At 35.7% G+C, this 17179-nt stretch carries 20 protein-coding genes; all 20 read right to left on the reverse strand.

Features of this window, described 5'->3' with window-relative positions:
* Window positions 1–9 precede the first annotated feature (9 nt).
* Window positions 10–750, reverse strand: a complete 741-nt coding sequence (locus tag RBG61_RS06070) for a flagellar hook-basal body protein (RefSeq protein WP_307946754.1) — start codon at window positions 748–750, stop codon at window positions 10–12.
* 31 nt (window positions 751–781) lie between these two features.
* A complete protein-coding gene (locus RBG61_RS06075) occupies window positions 782–1561 on the reverse strand; it encodes a sigma-70 family RNA polymerase sigma factor (RefSeq protein WP_307946757.1) in 780 nt (259 codons plus the stop codon).
* Window positions 1562–1591: 30 nt separating this feature from the next.
* Window positions 1592–3655: a flagellar biosynthesis protein FlhA gene (flhA, locus tag RBG61_RS06080; RefSeq protein WP_307946760.1), complete on the reverse strand. Its 2064-nt coding sequence runs from the start codon at window positions 3653–3655 to the stop codon at window positions 1592–1594.
* A complete protein-coding gene (gene flhB / locus RBG61_RS06085) occupies window positions 3652–4719 on the reverse strand; it encodes a flagellar biosynthesis protein FlhB (protein ID WP_307946762.1) in 1068 nt (355 codons plus the stop codon). The genes flhA and flhB overlap by 4 nt, the downstream gene beginning before the upstream one ends.
* 98 nt (window positions 4720–4817) lie before the next feature.
* A complete protein-coding gene (gene fliR / locus RBG61_RS06090) occupies window positions 4818–5585 on the reverse strand; it encodes a flagellar biosynthetic protein FliR (RefSeq protein WP_307946765.1) in 768 nt (255 codons plus the stop codon).
* 102 nt (window positions 5586–5687) lie between these two features.
* Window positions 5688–5954: a flagellar biosynthesis protein FliQ gene (gene fliQ, locus RBG61_RS06095; RefSeq protein ID WP_307946767.1), complete on the reverse strand. Its 267-nt coding sequence runs from the start codon at window positions 5952–5954 to the stop codon at window positions 5688–5690.
* 20 nt (window positions 5955–5974) lie between these two features.
* A complete protein-coding gene (gene fliP / locus RBG61_RS06100; protein ID WP_373889729.1) occupies window positions 5975–6745 on the reverse strand; it encodes a flagellar type III secretion system pore protein FliP in 771 nt (256 codons plus the stop codon).
* Between the two features lie 16 nt (window positions 6746–6761).
* Window positions 6762–7139: a flagellar biosynthetic protein FliO gene (locus tag RBG61_RS06105; RefSeq protein ID WP_307946769.1), complete on the reverse strand. Its 378-nt coding sequence runs from the start codon at window positions 7137–7139 to the stop codon at window positions 6762–6764.
* 1 nt (window position 7140) lies between these two features.
* Window positions 7141–7506, reverse strand: a complete 366-nt coding sequence (locus RBG61_RS06110; protein WP_307946771.1) for a response regulator — start codon at window positions 7504–7506, stop codon at window positions 7141–7143.
* Window positions 7507–7536: 30 nt separating this feature from the next.
* Window positions 7537–8637, reverse strand: a complete 1101-nt coding sequence (fliY, locus tag RBG61_RS06115; RefSeq protein WP_307946773.1) for a flagellar motor switch phosphatase FliY — start codon at window positions 8635–8637, stop codon at window positions 7537–7539.
* Window positions 8638–8663: 26 nt separating this feature from the next.
* Window positions 8664–9659 carry a flagellar motor switch protein FliM gene (gene fliM, locus RBG61_RS06120; protein ID WP_307946776.1) on the reverse strand — a complete coding sequence of 332 codons (996 nt, stop codon included), beginning with the start codon at window positions 9657–9659 and terminating at the stop codon, window positions 8664–8666.
* A gap of 83 nt (window positions 9660–9742) precedes the next feature.
* Window positions 9743–10573 carry an OmpA/MotB family protein gene (locus RBG61_RS06125; RefSeq protein ID WP_307946779.1) on the reverse strand — a complete coding sequence of 277 codons (831 nt, stop codon included), beginning with the start codon at window positions 10571–10573 and terminating at the stop codon, window positions 9743–9745.
* Between the two features lie 31 nt (window positions 10574–10604).
* Window positions 10605–11444 (reverse strand): motility protein A, encoded by an 840-nt coding sequence (locus RBG61_RS06130; RefSeq protein WP_307946781.1) that lies wholly within the window; start codon window positions 11442–11444, stop codon window positions 10605–10607.
* A gap of 84 nt (window positions 11445–11528) precedes the next feature.
* Complete coding sequence (locus RBG61_RS06135) at window positions 11529–11732, reverse strand: flagellar FlbD family protein (protein ID WP_307946783.1); 204 nt, start codon at window positions 11730–11732, stop codon at window positions 11529–11531.
* Between the two features lie 62 nt (window positions 11733–11794).
* Complete coding sequence (locus RBG61_RS06140) at window positions 11795–13036, reverse strand: flagellar hook protein FlgE (protein WP_307946784.1); 1242 nt, start codon at window positions 13034–13036, stop codon at window positions 11795–11797.
* Between the two features lie 110 nt (window positions 13037–13146).
* Window positions 13147–13548 carry a TIGR02530 family flagellar biosynthesis protein gene (locus RBG61_RS06145; RefSeq protein WP_307946787.1) on the reverse strand — a complete coding sequence of 134 codons (402 nt, stop codon included), beginning with the start codon at window positions 13546–13548 and terminating at the stop codon, window positions 13147–13149.
* Between the two features lie 46 nt (window positions 13549–13594).
* The gene (locus RBG61_RS06150; protein WP_307946790.1) at window positions 13595–14056 is read right to left on the reverse strand and encodes a flagellar hook capping FlgD N-terminal domain-containing protein; all 462 of its coding nucleotides are present in this window, start codon (window positions 14054–14056) and stop codon (window positions 13595–13597) included.
* A 14-nt stretch (window positions 14057–14070) separates the two neighbouring features.
* Window positions 14071–15309 carry a flagellar hook-length control protein FliK gene (locus RBG61_RS06155; RefSeq protein ID WP_307946793.1) on the reverse strand — a complete coding sequence of 413 codons (1239 nt, stop codon included), beginning with the start codon at window positions 15307–15309 and terminating at the stop codon, window positions 14071–14073.
* Between the two features lie 69 nt (window positions 15310–15378).
* Window positions 15379–15822: a flagellar export protein FliJ gene (locus tag RBG61_RS06160; RefSeq protein ID WP_307946795.1), complete on the reverse strand. Its 444-nt coding sequence runs from the start codon at window positions 15820–15822 to the stop codon at window positions 15379–15381.
* A 20-nt stretch (window positions 15823–15842) separates the two neighbouring features.
* A complete protein-coding gene (gene fliI / locus RBG61_RS06165) occupies window positions 15843–17141 on the reverse strand; it encodes a flagellar protein export ATPase FliI (RefSeq protein ID WP_307946798.1) in 1299 nt (432 codons plus the stop codon).
* Between the last annotated feature and the right edge of the window lie 38 nt (window positions 17142–17179).

The raw sequence follows: 17179 nt of genomic DNA on the forward strand, positions 1-17179 counted from the left end.
TCCTCTCTATTAGTTAATACGTCCGATTTGAGTAACGGCACTTCCCAATGTTGAATCATACATTTTAATTGCTTGAGAAACACTTTGTAAAACACGTTGTGTAGCAATAGAGCTTGATAACTCTTCCCCAATATTTACGTTGGAGCCTTCTACTGATTTCCACATAATGGATGGATTTTGAACTTTTGTTGCATTAGCTCCTGAAAAAAGCCCTGTTCCAACCGTTAACAAATTTTTATAATCCGCAAAATCATAAAGTGCAAGCTTTCCGATTGCAGTTCCTTTTTCATTGTATATATTTCCACGTTCATCAGCTGTAACTTGATCCGTGCCCAACCGAATCGGTCCGTTTTCACCTAATACTCTGCCAACACCTTGCAATATTAAATAGCCCTCATTGTCGACATTAAAGCTTCCTGAGCGAGTATAAACAGTATTGCCGGCTTGATTTTGAACTGCAAAAAAGCCTTGTCCTGTTATCGAAAAATCTAATGTACGGTCAGTTTGTTCGACTGTTCCTTGTGAATGAACGGTTGCCGAAATATCCGCAGTACGAAACATTGAAGTTTTTCCGATAGGCGTTGTATTTCCATCAATTCGATTGATGATTAACTCATCAAAAGTTTTTGTTAATATCTTGCTTTTTTTAAATCCGGGCGTTTTTACATTTGCAATATTATTGCTGATTGCAGATAACATTCTATTTTGTGTCATCATACTGGAGCTCAAATTATAAAAACCTCGTGTCATAAAACAACCTCCATTTCTTTTTAGCTAAAAGCTAGTTCGTAATATACTGTTCAATAACCGCTTTTAGCTTTTTTAATGCGTTTGAATGAATTTGAGATACACGGGAATCACTGATATTTAGAATATTTGCAATATCTTTAATCTTTAGTTGCTCTTTATAGTGTAATGCAATAACTAACTTCTCATTTTCTTTTAATGATTCTATTGCATTCGCAACGGTTGTTGCTAATTCTTGATTGGCTAATCGTTGTTCAGGACTATCCGAATGAGAGGTAAAAAGTTCAGCAAGTGTATTTTCTGCATTACTTTCATAAACTACTTGCTCAAAAGAATACACATTTAAAGAATACACTTCAAGCTGCAGCTTACCCAACTCATTAACAGTCATATTCAAATGATCTGCAAGTTCCTGTTGAGAGGGATGATGCTCAAGCTTGTTGCATAAATCGGATTCTGCTTCCGCAAGCACTTTCGCCATTCTTTTCACTCTTCGAGGAAAGCAGTCTTGTCTTCGAATAAAGTCAATCATGGCTCCTTTTATTTTTATGGAAGCAAATGTTTCAAATTTAACATTTTTCGATAAATCAAATTTTTCTATTGCATCTAATAAAGCAATAATGCCTTCATTGATTAAATCATCTAAGAAGTTTACATATTGGTAACTTCCCGTAGTTCTTAATGCAATTTGACGAACCAAAGGGCTATATAGAGTGATTAACGTATTACGGATATCTACGCTCTGCGTATCCTCGTATTTTTTCCATAAGTCATAATGTTGAATTGGTAAAGTTTCAGCCTTTAGCGCTTGCATCCATATCACCCCTTCTTATGTTTGTTAGTATTAGTCAAGTGTAACGTTTGCAAGAGCTTGTATTTGAACATTGATATCAATTTCGTTAAATGATAGAATAACTGCATCTTGATAGAATTGCTCAAGCATTCTGCTAAAATAAATTCTTACAACCGGTGAAGTTAATATAATTGGAACTTGGATGACTTCTTTGACTTTTGCGATACAATCCAACAAATTTGATACAATTTTTTGAATGATTTGTGGATCTAAAGCCAGATAGGTTCCTTGATCATTTTTATTGATTGCGTTTAGGATTACTTTTTCCACTTCACTATCTAATGTAATAACACGAATTTGACCGCCGTCGGACCATTTTCTTGTAATGGTACGTTTCAATGCTTGGCGAACATATTCCGTTAACAACTCAGTATCTCGTATCGATGGTGCATAATCCGATAATGTTTCTAATATCGTCTCTATATCTCTTATTGGAACACCTTCTTTTAATAAGTTAGCAAGTATCTTTTGTAATCCGCTAAATGAAATAATATTTGGTACGACATCATCCACGAGTGTTGTATTGTATTTACGAACAGTATCCAATAGCTGATTTACATCCTGACGAGATAATAACTCATGTGCATGGCGTTTTACGACCTCGGACAAATGTGTGATTACAACCGATAGCGGATCAATAACCGTATAACCGTATATTTCGGCAAGCTCTTTTTTATCTTGAGTAATCCATTTACTTGGAATACCATAAGCCGGCTCAATCGTATCAATACCATCAATTGTACCCGATACTCCACCCGGATCTAAAGCTAAATAATAATCAACTAAAATTTCGCCTTTTGCGATTTCTTCGCCTTTTATTTTAATAATATATTGATTTGGATTCAAAAATCCATTATCTCGGAGTCGAACTTCCGGAACAACTGCGCCCATTTCCAATGCAAATTGTCTGCGGAACATAACCAAACGTTCAATAAAGCTCGAACCGCTTCTTTCATCAATCAATGGCAATAAGCTATATCCGAACTCCATTTCAATCGAATCAATTTGGAGTAGATTATATACATTATCAATATTGCGATAATATTCGCCCTCATCTACTGCATTTTCAACAGGTGCAGCCGTAGATTCCATTGCGAAAGCCCTAGCTTTTTCTTGCTTTTGAGTTTGTATGAGTTTATACCCCATAAAGGCTAAAAGCGCACCAAACGGAATAAAGATATACCAAGGCATACCCGGTATTAAGCCAAGAACCGCAATAGCAATACCTGAAATAATCAAAGAAATCGGCTGTGCCATAAACTGTCTGGTAATGTCTGTACTCAAATGTTCTTGAGATGCTGCACGAGTTACAATCATACCCGTTGCAGTAGAAATCAATAAGGCAGGTATTTGGGCAACCAATCCGTCACCAACCGTTGCAATAGAGTAAATATGTAATACGTCAGTAAAAGAAGCCCCACCTTGTACCATACCGATAATCGTACCACCAATAAAGTTAATAAAAGTAATGATGATTGACATAATCGCATCACCTTTAACAAACTTCGTAGCACCATCCATAGAGCCAAAAAATTCGGCTTCTCGCTGGATATTTTCACGTCTGATTTTCGCTTGCTGTTCATCAATTAAACCAGAACTTAAGTCAGCATCAATTGCCATCTGTTTACCCGGCATTGCATCTAATGTAAAACGTGCAGATACCTCTGCAACACGCTCAGCACCTTTTGTAATTACAATAAATTGTACTAATACGATAATTAAGAATACAATAAATCCAACTACGATATTCCCAGATAAAACGAAGCTACCAAACGTTTTAATTACTTGTCCTGCTTCACCTTGTTTGGTTAAGATTAAACGAGTTGAAGAAATATTTAATCCAAGCCTGAACAATGTTGTAATCAGCAAGATGGAAGGAAACACTGAAAATTCAAGCGTTTCTTTTATGTACATGGTAATTAACAAAATCATCAAAGACAGCGTAATGTTGATTACATACATAACATCCAACATAAACGCCGGCAAAGGAACAATAATCAGAAATACAATCAAAACGACTGCAACGGCTATCAAGTTATTTAATATTTTCTTCATCGTTTCAACTCTTTCTGTTTTAGTGTATATACCCAAGCCATGATTTCCGCAATAACAGCATAAAACTCTGCCGGAATCGGCATATTAGGTTCAACTGTAGCATAAAGAGCACGTGCTAATGGTTTATTTTCTGTCATCGGAATTTGATGTACTTGAGCAATTTCTATTATTTTAAGTGCAACATAATCTTGTCCTTTTGCGACAACCATTGGTGCTGCATCTTTCTCTAAATCATATTTTAATGCGATTGCGAAATGGGTTGGGTTACGAATGATAACATCTGCAGTAGGGACTGCTTGCATCATTCTAGACATTGATATTTTTCTTTGTTTTTCTTTAATTTTACCCTTAACTTGAGGGTCACCTTCCATATGTTTATATTCTTCTTTTAATTCTTGCTTTGACATCTTCATGTTCTTTTCATAGTTCCACCATTGATAGAGATAATCAAATAATGCAATAACACCAAATACCAAAGATATTTTTAAGACAAGATTCATAATTGCATCAAAAATAAAAAGTATGGATTCGTTTAATGATACCGCCATTAATTTCGTTATGTCTTTGGTAATGCCTTTAAAACCGGAATACAAAACATAGGATATAATTACTACTTTTATAATTGATTTAATCAGCTCCACAGCTGAATTAAGTGAAAACATCTTTTTTATACCCTTTAACGGGCTAAGATTGGAAAACTTAGGCTTTATGGATTGAAAGGAAATAATGAATTTCGTTTGTGCACCCGATCCAATGATACCAACAATCATTGCTATTAACGCAATTGGTGCAAGAATCGAAAAAAAAGCAGTCATACATTCCAATAAAATATCCATTACGTTATTAACATCAAGCGAAATAACTGTTTTAATATAGGAAATATATTTTAATAATAAGTTTCTGATTGTATTATAGATAAACGGAAACAGAAGCTTAATTCCATAGAAGATACATATAATTGAGACTACTGTTGTTATATCTTTACTTTGAAAAACATTACCCTTTTTTCGTTCGTCTTTTCTCTTCTTGGGGGTGGCTTTTTCGGTTTTAGAGTCCCCTGGCAAATATATCCCCCCTAGGTTCAAGTAACGCTTGATACAAATTTAGCTTATGAGGCTTGTTTCATTTTCAAAACCAAAAAGGCTGATACCAAGTTGTTTCTTTAGGTCATAACACCCAACAATTGATTTATATTATCAAACATTAATGTCAGTAATCGTTCAAAAAACGATGCGAATGGTGGTATTAACACAAATAACATTACAAAACCAATTAAGATTTTTAATTGTAGATTTACTACAAATACGTTAATCTGTGGCACTGCTTTCATAATCAATCCCACGCCAATTTCTGTGACAAGCTCTGCTGCAAGTAGGGGCATTGACATTTTTACAGCATATATCAAAATATTTGAGAGCAACAAGGCTAAATTTTCAAACACCTGCGGCGAAATTGTAAGCTCATTATATGGCAATGCTTGTCCTGCATGAACAAACACCTGCATTAGCGTTAGGTGGGAGTTCGATAAAAAGAAAACCATCATCATGAGTACATTCAACAAGGATGCAGATACTGGCATAGAAACGTTGCTTGCTGGATCATATATTTGCGACATGGATAATCCTATTTGAATATCCATAAACTCTCCAGCTACTATTAGTACAGATAAGAACAGGTTAATTATAAAACCAATTGCAAATCCAACTGCCAGCTCTTTGACCATATAAATGGAAAGCATAAGTGCTGAAGTGATTTCGGTTGTTGTTCCCTCGGGGAGTAAGCCATACACAAACAAAGAAAGTAATACCGTTAATCCGATTTTAATTGTCATTGGAATATTTCTTCGACCAAATATCGGATTAAACATGATACATCCTGTCATTCGCATACATACCAATAATAGCAGGGTAAAATCATAATCTAGTTGCATTGTCCACCCCAATCCATAAGGTAAATTAACATATATACTGATTTGCGTTTAAAACAACCATATTCGTTTTTTAAAAAATGGTTTAAATATCATTTTGCAATTCTATATCAGCTTTAATGCTGAATCAAATATGTAAACCGTAAAGTCCATCATGGTTTCAATCATCCATGGGCCAAGCAAAATCAGTATTAAAGCAATTGCTAATAATTTTGGAACGAAAGTCAAGGTTTGCTCGTGAATTTGCGTTGCAGCTTGAAAAATAGAAATTACAAGACCAATTAAGATACTGATAACCAAAATTGGAGCCGCAACCTTAATTGCTACTAACATTGCTTGTTGAAGTACACTCATAACTTCATTTGTTGACATATTGGAAGCCTCTTTCTTTTTTAGTTAAAGCTTAACGCCAGTGTTTTAATGAGTAAACTCCATCCATCAACCAAAACAAAAAGTAATAGTTTAAATGGAAGCGATATCATAACCGGTGGTAACATAATCATACCCATCGACATTAACGTACTTGATACAATCATATCAATAATCAAAAATGGAATGAAGATTAAAAATCCGATCATAAAGGCTCGCTTTAACTCGCTGATAATAAAAGCAGGGGTTACAACTGTCATCGGAAGCTTTTGCAACAATTCCTCATTACTTAATTTATCAACATTATTATCTTTCACAATTTCAGTTTTTGAAAGTTTCACAAACAAATTGATTTCCTCTTTTTTTGTTTGCTTTAACATAAATTTCTTGAGAGGAACTTGGGCCTTTTCCAAAAACTGTTCTTGGGTTATTTGCTCTTTTTGATATGGCTCATAGGCAGTTTTGTTAATCTCGGTTATAACCGGCGACATAATAAATAAAGAAAGAAACAACGCAATTCCTATCAACACCTGATTAGGAGGTGTTTGTTGAAGGCCAAGCGCATTCCGCAAAAAAGATAAGACAATGATAATTCGTGTAAACGAACTCATCATAATCAATATCGTTGGAATGAGTGCAATTAATGTTAACATAATCACAATTTCAACAGTTTGCATATTGTTTCCGTCTAAATTGACATTCAACTTTCCTTCTGCATAACATGCAACCGGAAATACAACAGAGCTCAATAATACTGTTGCAAAAGAGATTAAGAACTTTTTTAATTTCTTCATTTGGTTACCGCCATTTCTAAGCTTGCGTATTAAACTGGTTTGAGTCGTTGTTTTTAGACTTATGTATTGTCGTTTTTAAAGCTGACTGAAACATATCTGCAAAATTTGCTTTTGGTGGAGCTTCTTCATTTTCAAAATAACTTTCATCCAATTTCAAAAGGATTTTAATATTTTGATTTGAAACGCCAATTACAAAATAATTTCCGCAAATATTACATAAAGCGATACATTTATCCTGTCCGAATGCAACTCGTTCAATGACCTTAATTTTATTTCCGGACATTGTACGATTCATTTTCTTTGCAACGAACTTGCTCAACACATAGCATCCATAAAGACAAGCTGCAATTGCAATAATATAAATAATTAACTCTGGAAAAAAGTTTGTTTTCATTTTATTGACCTAAAACCGTAGAAACTGTTTTCATGATTCTGTCTGCTTTAAATGGTTTTACAATAAAATCTTGTGCACCTAATTTCAATGCATCAAGTACCATATTCTCTTGTCCCATAGCAGAACACATAACAACAGTTGCATTTGGATCAGCAGCCTTGATTGCTTGCAATGCTTGTAAACCATCCATAACAGGCATTGTGATATCCATGATTACTAAATCAGGATGATGCTCTTCATATGCAGCTACTGCTTCTTGGCCATTTGCTGCTTCAACAATATCTTCAAATCCATTTTTCTTTAATGTGTCTTTAATCATCATTCTCATAAATGCAGCATCATCGACAAGCATAATTTTCTTATTCATATTTCTTTCCCCTTTTCTTGCTTTCAGTGATTATAATAATTTAAGAATCTCACTATTGCTTGATACTTCTGTAATTCTCACGCCATAGTAATCATCTACAACAACGACATCGCCTTTGGCAATCGCTTGACCGTTCACAAAAACGTCTACTTGTGTTCCTGCTTGTTTATTCAGTTCAATGATTGTTCCTGTAGTAAATTCAAGTATTTCCTTGATTTTCTTTTTCGTTCTACCGATTTCTACTGTAATTTGAAGCGGAATAGACATAATCATATTTAAGTTATTCGATTCATTATCTGTTAATGCAGTATCCTCATCGAACATCTCGTAAGATGGCGGCTGCATATTTACATCCACATACTGCTCTACCACTCTTGGCTTTTGCTGTACTGGGCGAGGCTGCGGCTTTGGCTGTTGAGGCGCCGGCTGTTGTGTATATGTAGGTTGTTGCGGTGTACTTACCGGTGGTGCTATTGGCTGTGGTTGAGGCTTTGGCTGTGGAATTGGTTCGGTAGGACCTGATAAATCAGGTTCTTCCATATTAAATAAAGATAATAATTCTTTTGCCAAATCAACTGTCAATACGCTGATAAATTCACTGTTAACCATGTTTTCAATCATTAAATTAAAGCTAACGGTTATCAATTCATCATTATCTTTATAATATTTACGTTTAAACTCATCCGCATTTTCAATTGGAAACGTTGTTGGAGTAGAAATATTAACTGTGCGATTTAAAAACTGAGATAGTGCAGTTGATGCCGCACCCATCATCTGATTCATGACCTCGCAAATTGCGCTGATACTCATTTCGTCCATAACGAATTCTTGATCCGAATAATCCGTTCCAAGAAGTAATCCAACTATTGCTTGAACATCTGTTTCTTTTAAAATCATAATATTTGTTCCGGAAAGTCCGGATATATAATTGATTTCTACTGCAATAGCCGGTTCAAAAGCATCAAACTTAAACTCTGATGCTGTGCTGACCGAAACCTTCGGTGTAGTAATATTTACTCTGCGGTCCAACAATCCTGATACGGATGTTGCAGATGAACCAAGGCTAATATTTAATATTTCGCCGATTGCATCTATTTCCATTGGAGAAAATAGCTCTGTTTTTGTGTCCATTGTATCACCTTCCACTTTTATTTCTATTAATCAAGGACTTTGCCTATTTTAATCGCATATTTTTTCTTCTTAACGCCCATAACACCCATAAACCAAGGATGCTCATCCACGTTGACTTGAATTGTATTTCCTTGTACAGGTGTACCTAACGGAATAATATCCCCTACTTGTAAATTGAGTAAATCCTGGAGTTTAATTTCTGATTCACCCAATAATCCGGTAACTGTTAGTGGTGCTTCATTTAGGCTGTCCAGAATAAATTCTTTTCTTTGGTTTTCAATGAAGGTGTCACCTTTTTTCGACACTCTTACAAATTTATTTTCGAAAGATTTAAAAATGGTATTTAAAGATTCCGAAGGAATACAAATATTGATTTTTTCCTTTAATGATCGAATGGTAACTTCGATTATAATAATTACAATTGTTTCATCAGGAGCAATAGATTGAATCAATCTGGAATTGGTTTCAATCATATCATAATCTGCTGTTACATCAATATAATTGCTCCAAGCGTTTGTAAATATGGATGCTAATTTTTCAAATATGTATCGCATAATTGAGAGCTCAATATCTGTATAATCTTTATCAACATTATAACCTTCGCCGTTTCCACCTAATAATCGATCAATGATGCTATAAGATAACGGACGTGCCATTTCCATTATAATTTGTTTTTCATTGTCGTTTATTTTTCGATCTAAACTAAAAATACCCATTAAAACCGAATCATTCAATGCATTACTAAACTCATAATATTGTTGTTCTTCAAGGGTTACTAACTCAGCTTCGCAACTAATTCGTAAAATACTCGATAGTTGTAACGCCAAAAGTCTTGAAAAATTTTCAAATATACTGTCTAGAAGCTTAATTTGGTCTCTTGTTATTCGCTTCGGCGTTCGAAAGTCATATTCTTTATATTTCTTTTCTTTTGACTCCTGCTGCACTTCGTTAATATCTTTCCCGCCACTTTGCAGATTGCCAAGTAATTCGTCAATCTGTTTCTGGGACAATACTTCTGCCATAGTAACCACCATTTCTTTGCATCCAACAAAATGTTTACCTTGGATGCAATCTGTTTATTGATATCAATAGAAATTCTTTAAAGTTAATCCGCCTTTTTCTCCGTGCTGGATGGATTATTCAGCTGATTATATATTTCCTCTATTGCGGTTATCGCTTTTCCACTTTGCGTAATTCTTATTTCCACTCGACGATTTTTTCTTCGTGTTGCCTCTGTACCATCATGAGGTACAATTGGTCTATTTTGGCCAAAACCACTGGAAGCATATTTATCATTACTTAAAATGTTTTTATCAATTAAATATAATACAACATTTTTAGCTCTATCATTTGATAATGACCAGTCAAAATTAACAGTATTTGGCTGATCCACACGCTCTTGTGCAGTATGTCCATACACTGAAATTTCTTTTATTTCTTTCGGTATTCCGGCAAGAGCGCCCGATAAAACATCTAATATCACTTTACCATCCGAACGTAACACAGAACTATCGCCATCAAAGAAAATATTATTTTTAAACTGAATATAGGTAAATCCATCACCTTTAGAAAGCTGGACATCTCCTTCAAGCCCTTTACTTTCAACATATTGCTTTAAATAAAGATAAAGGTCATCAAAGCTTTCTACTTTATCAACTTTTTTGTCTTCAGTTCCCATTGTTGAATCTTTTCCTGATGGTGGAACTTTACCATTTCCTTTTTCATCGCCATTTGCCCCCGGATTGGCAACAACCAACTGTTCGGTTGTTTTAAATTGTCCTTTTAAAGCAGTAACAAGCATTTGCCATTTTTCTTGTTTAATAGATGACATAGAGAATAAAAGAACAAAAAAGGTTAGTAGAAGGGTTACCATATCACCATAGGTGTCCATCCAATATGCGCCTTCTTCAACGTCGTCTTTCTTTTTACGAGCCATGATAAACCTCCCTTACGATAGTCAATTGACTTTATCTTCTGCCTTTTTTCCCTGAATCTTCGCTGCTTCCTGCTTTCGAAACAAATTTATCACGTTGAGAATCTGCTAAATATGCACATAAACGTTCTTCAATATGTTTTGGGTTATCGCCTGCTTGAATTGCAAGAACGCCTTCTACAATGATTTCTCTGCATAGCATCTCTTCTGCATGACGAACACGAAGCTTATTTGCCATTGGTGTTAACAACATATTAGCAAGCATACTACCGTATAGCGTAGTAATCAATGCAACTGCCATACCACTTGTCAAATTTTTCGCTCCATTGGCTGAATCCATATCTAGCCCAGCCAACATGTTAATCAAACCGATTAACGTACCAATCATACCAAAAGCAGGAGCCAAGCTTGAGGCTTTTTCATAAATCTTAACACCGGATAAATGGCGGCTATCTAAACAATCTAGCTCATTTTCAAGCATTTGCTTTGCTTTGGCAGGGTCAATTGCATCGACAATCAGCATAATACTTTTCTTTAAAAATTCATCGTCTTGCTCGTTTACTTTATCCTCTAACGATAAAATACCTTTTCTTCGAGCGTCTTGCGCAAATTCAACAATGATTTTAATATATTTTTCGGGTTGAAATTTATTTTTTGTTGCAATAATTTTCAGATGCTTTGGTATATGTTTAAAGTATCCTATTGGAAAAGCCGTTATTGTCGCCGCAATTGTTCCACCAATTGTAATATAAAAGCTTGGCATATTTATAAAACGAATTATATTACTAGGTAAGAAGGCATTACCCTCAAACATAATTCCGTATACAATAAGTCCCAAGCCAGCTAATAAGCCTAATATACTTGTTAAATCCATAGAAACCGCCATTTCTCCGCGTCTAAATGATAATACAAAAGATGTCTGAATTTTATTTACGCGGCAAATAAAATCCGAAGAAATTTACTTTGCAATGCGGATTGCATCTTTAAAAATATTCCTATTGTAATCAATTATTTTTTGAATTACTTCTTCTTGGCTTTCTTTAACCAAATAGTATTTTCCATTCGTTAATGAAATTTTTGTTTCGGGGATTTCGTACATTGTTTCAATTAGGGTGCAATTCAGAACAAAAGGTGTTCCGTTTAATCCAGTTAGAATAATCATATAATCCCTCCATATAATTACACCGCCCTACCCTATAATAGGGCGGTTTTTGTTATTCATTCTTATCGTTTCATATTAACGAGCTCTTGAAGCATTTCATCGCCAACGGTGATAATTCTTGAGTTTGCTTGGAATCCTCTTTGAGTAATAATCATATCTGCAAATTCTGTTGATAAGTCAACGTTTGACATTTCCAAACCGCCTGAAATCAAGCTACCGGATACGCCTTCACCGGCACCGGCATATGTAATATCACCTGTATTGTTAACTGCTTTAAAATAAGAGTTACCCTCTAACACTAAAGCCTCTGGGTTAGGTACGTTTGCCAAACAAATTTGTCCGATTGGAATAATTTTACCATCGGCAGTTGTTCCGGAAATAATACCATCAGCACCGATTGCAATACCTTTTAATTCTGCAACATCAGTAGCTTCTTGATCAGGAATACCGTCGCCGTTTGAATCAGACAAGGTTCCAGGTTTTTTAATTCTTTGCGGGCCATTTGCTTTATCAAGCTTTGGAATACCAGTTTGTGCTGTTACACCATTACCTATAGGAGCTACCACTTCCACACCAGTTGCAGGGAATGTACCACCTGTTTTTAAAGTTGCTGTGAATAGGCTTGGGTCAACACCATCTGGTAATTTTGTTTTATCAAGTGCTTTTAATTGTGCTTCGATTTCACCAGCATTTGCACCAGTAACTGTAATTGTTTTGCCACTTACAGAAGAAGATGCAGGTGTACCATTTACTACTTTGATATTCCATCCATTTAATTTATCACCATTTGCTGCACCAAATGCTACCTCTAAATCACCTGGTTTTGCAGAACCCGCTACTGCTACTCTTTCTTCATAAATGATGTTTCCAGCAGCATCTCTAGCAATTGGGTAACCGCAAATATAATTTCTGTTTGCGTCAACTAAGTTGCCTTGTCCATCAAAGTTTAATACACCTACACGAGTAAGCAATTCATTGCCTGCTCCATCACGAGCAACTAAATATCCTTCACCTTCAATAAAAACGTCCATTGCACGTCCAGTTGGAGTAAATCCTGCACGGGTATGTAATACGTCAATAGAAGACACCATTGATCCATAACCTACTTGAGAAGCATTACCACCACCCATGTTGTCAGTTGCATTAGATGAGCCAGTAAGTGTTTGATAGAATACATCTTTAAAAGATGCTCTGGAAGATTTGAAGCCGTATGTATTTACGTTTGCGATATTATTACCGATTACGTCCATTTTTGTCTGATGCGTTTTAAGGCCTGCAACGCCTGAATATAATGCTCTTAGCATAATTCTCTCCCTTTCGTCGACCGTTTAACTTATCCCATTTGAATTTCAAATGATGATTCGTATTGAACTCATCTGTCGTTCAGAGTTCATAGCTTCCTAAAAAGGTCCAGCTATATAATTACGGTCCCATCAATATTTGTGAAAACATTGTTTTTAAGTTCGCTACCTTTTAAAGCGGTTACCACAGTATTGCTGGTTGTATTAACAATAAACATGGTATCACCGTTTAAAACGAGTACATCTTTAACGCCCTTTTGTCTTGCTCCAGTAATTGCATCGTTTAGTTTCACTAACGTTTGGTTTGAAATATCAATTTTTCGTTCTGTTACACGTTGTTGTGCATGTTTTGAAAAAGTAACTTGATTGTTATTTTGCAGTTGCTTTTCAAATAACGTCTTAAAGTCAACAGCTTGTCCTTGTCCAATTGCATTGGTTGTTTGCGGTTGGGGTTTGTTTACTTGTGGCGTTCTGCTAACTTGTATGTAATTCCGATTGATATCTAGGTTTGTCATATTTCCTCCTTCTTTTCATTATTAGTAGATGAAGTAATTGAAACCATTAAGCTTTTTGAGGTTCTTGTGGCTTTTCCAACTGATCCAATACTTCCATAACAGATGACATATCGTAATCTTTACCGTTTACGGTAATGGATACTGCACCATTCATAAACTTGACATTGCTTACAACACCGGTATCTTTCTCCATATTTCCTTTTTTATCATAGGTTGCAACAATAACATTTTTTCCTACCATTGCTGCCCCATATTGTGCATAAGAAATTTCAGTTAAAGTTTGCATCGCTTGTAAGGATGTGAATTGAGCCATTTGTGCAATAAACTGTGTATCTGTTGATGGATTCATAACATCTTGATTTGTCAGCTGAGCGGATAAGAGATTTAAGAAGTCTTGCATATCCAAACTGGTTCCGTTTGCTTTGCCTGCGCTGTTTAACGGATTTGCTGCTGCCGTTTTAGGGGTTTTTGAAGGTTTGTTATATGCGTTAATTTGAGTTGTTTCCATATTAGTCTCCTTTGCTATACACGCTGCATATACTTCGACTTTGCTTGTAGTTCTTGCATAATCGAAATGAAATCAAGGGTACTTGCTTCTTCGTTTTGCGTGAACTCTTGCTTATGCTGCTGTTGCTGCGGCTGCTTTTCCTGTTTTGACTCTTGTTGAGTATAATTTTGCTGCATTCCATGATTTTGGTTAGAAGCCACTACTTGAGTAGTATTATGGGTTGCACCTTGCACCAACTCTTTAATTTCATTGGTACTGCTTAACAGCAAACTTTGCGTTTTAGGATTTTCAGCATGTAGCTCTACAGTTAATACACCATTTTCAGAAACAAGCTTTACCGATACTTTACCTAAGTGTTCCGGATTCAACTGCATGGTAAATTCCGATTTATTATCGTTTACATGCATCACTACTTGATCCACAATCTGTGTTTGAGTCGATGGTTCAAGCTTTGTCGCCTCATCACTGATTTTAACAATCATAGGATTTTCAATTTGCGTTGTCGGTTTGCTTATTACTACAAAGTCCATTGGATTTTGCTGTACCTCTTTTGGCTTTTCAAATGGTTTACCTTCAACAACAATTGGTTGCTGTTTTGTATTGGTTGTTTGAGTAGAAACATCGGAAGAGCTTTCTGTAGAAACAACGGGTATAACTACTGTCTCTGTCATTTTAGGGGATTGCTCTACCGTTACGGGTGTTTTGCTTATCAGATTTTGCGGCTTTGTTTCTAACATAGGGGTTGCTTGTTGAGCTGTAGCAACTTCTGTTTGTGGAACTATCTCAGCTACAACTTGCTGCATAACCCTTTGCTCTTGTTGTAACGGTTGCGCAATCATCTCATTTGGAATGGTTGCTTGCGTTATAATTGGAGCTTGCTTTTCTACTACAACAGGCTTTATTAGTTGAATTGGTTGAGCCACCACTTGTTGAGCTACAGGAACAATCGTAATTGGAATTGCTTGTGAAACTGTTTCATCTGCTTGAGATATCGCTTGAGCTACAAGCATGTTTGGAGCTTGTACCAATTGAGCAATTAGCTCTTGTACTGCTGAAAGCGGAGTTGTTGTTTCCGTAACAGGAAGAATTGCTTCCTCAGAAGTGGATTCCTTCGATTCTAATGAAGAATCTTCTTCACCCAACTTTTTTGAGAGTAACGTTAAAAAAGTATCTTTGCTTGGTTCTTCTTGCTTTTGAGCCTTTACCTTTGGTGCTTGCGAAGCAGTCACTGCCTTGGGGGCAATTTGTATCATTCTTTTCACCTCCCTTTCTCTTGTTAGTTTATATATCAAAAGAATAGATTTCTACTCTTTGATAACAAATTATACTTGAGACGACAAACTATTACCGATAAACTCGTTAATGAACAACTCCTCTTGCTTTTGTAAAGCTTGCCTGTATGATTCAAACTGTTGTTCCTTTAGCTTATCTAAGCTGCCAATTTCGATATTCATATTTACAATTTCTACTTGCTTTTTAACGATTTTCATTTGTTGAAGTTCTTTTTTTTGCATCAGCACTTTTATTTGCTCATTCAAATTACTTAAGTAGATTTTATAACTGCTGATTTCTCCGGGAACCATTCCTTCGTTCATTTTATCAACAAGTTCATTGTTGCTTTGTTGATAAATAAACTCCTGTTGTTGAATTTGGTTCTCCATTTTAGTCAATTCATGTTGTAATACAGAAAGTTCGTTTTTTAATACATCAAGCAATTGGCATTTATAATTTAAAACTTTTTCTAAAGAAAAAGAAAACTTCTTCATTTCAATTGCCCTCTTTTATTTTAAATTTGGTTCATTAAATCGAGTGTCTCATCAAAAGAAAAGCTTTCATCAGTTTTTTGCATTAAAAAATTGTTAATTTGATCAATTTTTTCTATTGCCTCATCCAGCTTTGGATTGGCTCCGGATTTATAAGCGCCTATCGAGATCAAATCGTAATTTTGATAATAGGTAGATAACAAATCCCTGATTTTTGATGCTTTTTCCTTGTGTTCTATTGTTGCAATATCGTTCATTAACCTTGATATACTAGCGTTCACATCAATAGCAGGAAAATGATTACGGTGAGCTAACGTTCTTGTCAATACAATATGTCCATCCAAAATACCACGAACCGTATCGGATATTGGCTCATTCGTATCATCGCCCTCGACTAATACAGTATAGATACCTGTAATCGAACCTGTTTTAAAGTTTCCGCTTCGTTCCAATAATTTGGGAAGCTCAGCATAAATAGATGGCGTATATCCTCTTGCGATTGGTGGTTCACCCGTTGCTAAGCCTATTTCCCTTTGTGCCATTGCAAAACGAGTAAGAGAATCCATCATCAATAAAACATCTTTACCGTTATCCCTAAAATATTCTGCAATAGTGGTTGCCACCATCGCACACTTTGCACGTAACATCGCGGGCTGGTCGGAAGTTGCAACTACCAAAACGGAACGTGCAAGTCCTTCAGCACCTAAATCCTTTTCGATAAACTCTTTTACCTCACGTCCTCTTTCGCCTACAAGAGCGATTACGTTGACATCGGATTTAACATTCTTTGCAATCATTCCGAGTAAGGTACTCTTTCCAACACCGCTTCCTGCGAAAATACCCATTCTTTGACCTTTTCCAATTGTCAACATTCCGTCGATTGCCTTAATTCCATAACTCATACAGCTATCAATTCTTGGTCGGTCAAGTGGATTAGTGAATACATTATCCACATGATAATAAGTTGGATCTTCAAAATCACCCAACCCGTCAATTGGATTTCCCAGTGCATCAATGGTGCGACCAATTAAAAAGTCGCCCACCGGAACACGTAATCTTCGCTTTAACGGTTTTACAAGGCTTCCGGGTCCAACGCCCTTAATCTCTTCGTATCCCATTAACAAAAGCTTATCGTCTTTAAAACCAACAACTTCGGCAAGAGTACTGTTAATACGGTCAGTTGATATCAATAAGCAAATATCGCCTACATTTGCCATGAGTCCACTAACCTCAATCATCATACCAACAATACTTTTTACCTTTCCCATTCGGCTAATGGGGTCTATTTGTGATAAAAACATTTGTGCATCTTTTAAACTCATGTTTGCCTCACATTATTTATGTAATCAGCTCATTTTTC

Origin of the sequence: Paludicola sp. MB14-C6, from assembly GCF_030908625.1 — a bacterium.
GTDB lineage: Bacteria > Bacillota > Clostridia > Oscillospirales > Ruminococcaceae > Paludihabitans.